We start from the raw sequence: 3529 nt of genomic DNA, 5'->3' as shown, positions 1-3529 counted from the left end.
CGGGCGACGAACGGGCCGGATGTGCGGATCAGTGAGCTCACCAACTACGGCCCGGGCGGCAGCCCGGACAACTTCATCGAGATCGCCAACTTCGGCGACGAGGTCGCTGACCTGGACGGATGGAGTATCTACCGGTGCGCCGCCACCGGAAGCCGGACCTATGACCCGCAGGTTCCAGCGCTCGAGGGCGTGAAGCTGGAGCCCGGCGAGACCTTCGTCATCGCCCACGAGAGCTTCACCGGCGAGAACGTGGACGCCGAGTACAGCGTCAGTCTGGCCAACGCTGGGTTCGGAGCGTGGATCGAGGACGCGGACCGCCGGCTCGTCGACTCGGTAGCGGTCTACGCGGCTCCGGTGGACAGCGAGTGCGCGCTAGGCAGCGCACCGTTGCCGAACGACTTGGACGGCGCTCGTTCTCAGACGTACCAGCGGGTCGACCTCACGGGCGACCCGGCGGCCGATTTCATCAAGGCGGGCCGCACCCCCGGCGCTCCGAACGCCACCGAGCCCGATCCTGGCGTCCAGCCGAGCGACGTACTGATCAGCGAGCTGACCAATGGCGGGCCGGCGGGCAGCTCGGACAACTTCGTCGAGTTCGCGAACTTCGGTGACGAGGCCGTCGACGTCAGCGGCTGGAGGTTCTACCGTTGCTGGGCGTCCGGCCGCAGGACCCCGACGAGTCTGCAGGCCGAGATCCCTGACGGGACCGTGCTGGAGCCGGGGGACGCTTTCGTCGCGGCGCACGACGTGGTGGATGTCCCCGACGGCGTGCCGCATGCCCGCTACGACGTGAGCCTGGCCAACGCGGGCTTCGGGGCGATGCTGGAGAACGCCGAAGGCGACATCATGGATTCCGCCGGTGTCTACGAAGCGGACGGTTTCCATCAGGCGCCGGTCGGCAGCCCGTGCATCCAGGGTGATGCTCTGCCGAACCGCCTCGATTACGGTTTCGACCAGACCTACCAGCGGTACCAGAACACCGGCGACAACTCCGCGGATTTCGTCAAAGCCACCCGGACCATCGGTGAGCTCGTCGTCCCGGATCCCGACGTGGACGTCGACCCGGAGACGGCCGACACCGGCGTCCAGGTCAGCGAGGCCGTCCACGGCGGGCCCGCCGGGGGCGCGGACGAGTTCTTCGAGCTGGCGAACACCGGCGACGAGCCGGTGTCGATCGAGGGCTGGGCGGTACACCGCTGCCAGGGGGACGGGCGTCGCAACTCCACCCCGCAGATCTCGGTCGATGACGTCGTCCTGGAGCCGGGAGAGACCTACGTCGCGGTCCACCAGGGTTCCCCGATGTACGCGGAGGGCGACTATGACGACTTCTACGAGGTCGGGCTCAGCGGCGACGGCTTCGGCTTGGTGGTCTACGACGCGGACGGCCGTATCGTCGACAGCGTCGGTGTCTACGACGAGCTGTACAGCCCGTGCACGCAGAGCATGTCCGTGATGAACTTCGCCGACACCGGCGCCGGAGAGACCTTCCAGCGGTTCCAGAGCACCGGCGAGAGCGCGGCGGACTTCGTGGTGGAGGCACGCACGCCTGGTGAGCTGCCGGACGACCTGCGGGCGCCCGCCGACCTGACCGACGACGAGCTGGCCCAGGTGGACGTCGAACCGGCACCGCGGCCGCTGCCGGCACGGCCATCCGACGACGCGGGGACCAGCGTCGACGGCACTGAGACGGAGCTGAGCGTGGTCGCCGAACACACGACCGGCGAGGACGCCGAACTCAGCTTCATCGGCGCCCGGCGGATCCAGGTGAACGAGCGAGCCGCCCGTGTCTACACCGGAGTGACCGACGAGGTGCCGCCGGCGTCGCGGAGGATCGATGGGGAGCAGCTGCAGCGTGGCACCGACCTTCCCGGAGCGGGCGACGAACCGGTGGTGGTCGAGGCGAGGGAGGGTTACCCGTTCCAGCGCTACGAGCTGACAGCGGCCGAGAACCCTGGCGGCGAGCTCGAGCTGGCCTGGAGCGGGCGGTCCACCGGCACCAACGAGCTGCAGATGTACGCATGGAACCACAAGGACGAGGTGTGGGACCTGGTCGACGCCGGTGGCGGCTTGGCAGATCAGGACATCACGCTGATCGGTGAGGTCGACGACGGCGTGCACGTGCGTGGCCGCCGTGTCGAGATCCTGGTGCAGGACGGCCCGGCGACCCGGGAGGCGTTCTCGGACGGTGACGAGGAGCCGAACCTGGCCTTCAAGGACCCGGCCGAGTACGACTTCTCTTTCGGATACGTCACGGACACGCAGTTCCTCAGCGAGGGCTACCGGCCGTCGTTCGTCGACATCAACCGCTGGCTCGTCACCAACCAGGACGCTCGGAACATCGAGTACACGTTCCACACCGGGGACCTCATCCAGCGCTGGATGAACGGCACACACGGCGAGGCCCGCGCACGCAACGAGTACGCCTTCGCCTCGGATGTGATGGGGATCCTGGAGCGAGGGGATCTGCCGTACGGCGTGCTCCCGGGAAACCACGACGACAAGTGGGGCCGCGACAATGAGCTGTTCAACGAGTACTTCCCGTCGCAGCGGTACGAGGGCCAGGACTGGTACGGCGACGGTTGGCGTGAGGGCGACAGCCAGAACCACTACGCCGTGATGGAGATCGGCGGCGCGAAGTTCCTGATGGTCAACCTCGGGTACTTCGCCGGCGACGAGGCGATCGAGTGGGCCGATGACGTCGTCAAAGCACACCCGGACCACAACGTGATCTTCGCCACGCACGAGTACATCCACGCAGACGGCACGCTGTCCAGCCCGGACACCTACCGGTGGACGTCGATGGGGCAGCGGTACTGGGATGAGCTCATCCTGCCGAACGAGAACGTCTTCATGGTGTTGTCCGGTCATTTCCACGGTGTGGCGCTGAACATCAAGCGGGACGTCGACGGCGTCGACGGGCGGGTCGTCGTCGAGATGATGGCGAACTATCAGGGCTACGTGCGCGACGGGCATCGGGACACCGGCTTCCTCCGCTTGCTCCAGGTCGACATGGACGCCAAGCAGATGGCGGTGAACACCTACTCGCCGAGCATGGACGAGCACAACGCCTGGGAGTACGACCCGGAGGGCCGTTACGACGACGCCGACGACGAGTTCGTCGTCGAGGTCGACCTCAACGGTGTGTACGACAAACGGGTCGAGGCCGACCAGATGGCGCTTCAGACGGCACCGGTGGAGCTGGGCACCCAGCAGGTGGCCTCCGGCGCGGAGGCATCGGTGGTCTGGAGCGAACTGGAGCCCGGAAGCTCCTACACCTGGTACGTGCGCTCGGAAGACGAAGGAGGGCGGACGGCGCTGTCCCCGGTCGTCAGCGCAGAGGTCGCCGCGGAGGCGCCGTAGTGGCACGACTGTGCGCTGCGGGTTTGGCCGTAGCCGGTCTCGTGCTCAGTGTGGGCGCGGCGCCGGCTGCGGCACACCCGTTCGGTGAACCGCAGACCGTGGAGCTGTCGGCCGACGGCTCGGTGGTGACCGTCCGCTGGTCGGCGCCGCCGGACGACCTGCTCGTACT

The 3529-nt window shown here is 67.8% G+C and carries 1 protein-coding gene; it reads left to right on the top strand.

Annotated elements, in window-relative coordinates; genetic code table 11:
- Positions 1-3360 (top strand): lamin tail domain-containing metallophosphoesterase family protein (locus ELR45_RS24185; RefSeq protein WP_129668631.1); only part of this gene is annotated, 3360 nt, incomplete at its 5' end.
- Positions 3361-3529 lie beyond the last annotated feature (169 nt).

Origin of the sequence: Phytoactinopolyspora endophytica, assembly GCF_004138495.1 — a bacterium.
Classification (GTDB): Bacteria; Actinomycetota; Actinomycetes; order Jiangellales; family Jiangellaceae; genus Phytoactinopolyspora; species Phytoactinopolyspora endophytica.
Note: the sequence above shows the minus strand (reverse complement) of the source record. Positions and strands in the feature narration are given on the sequence as shown.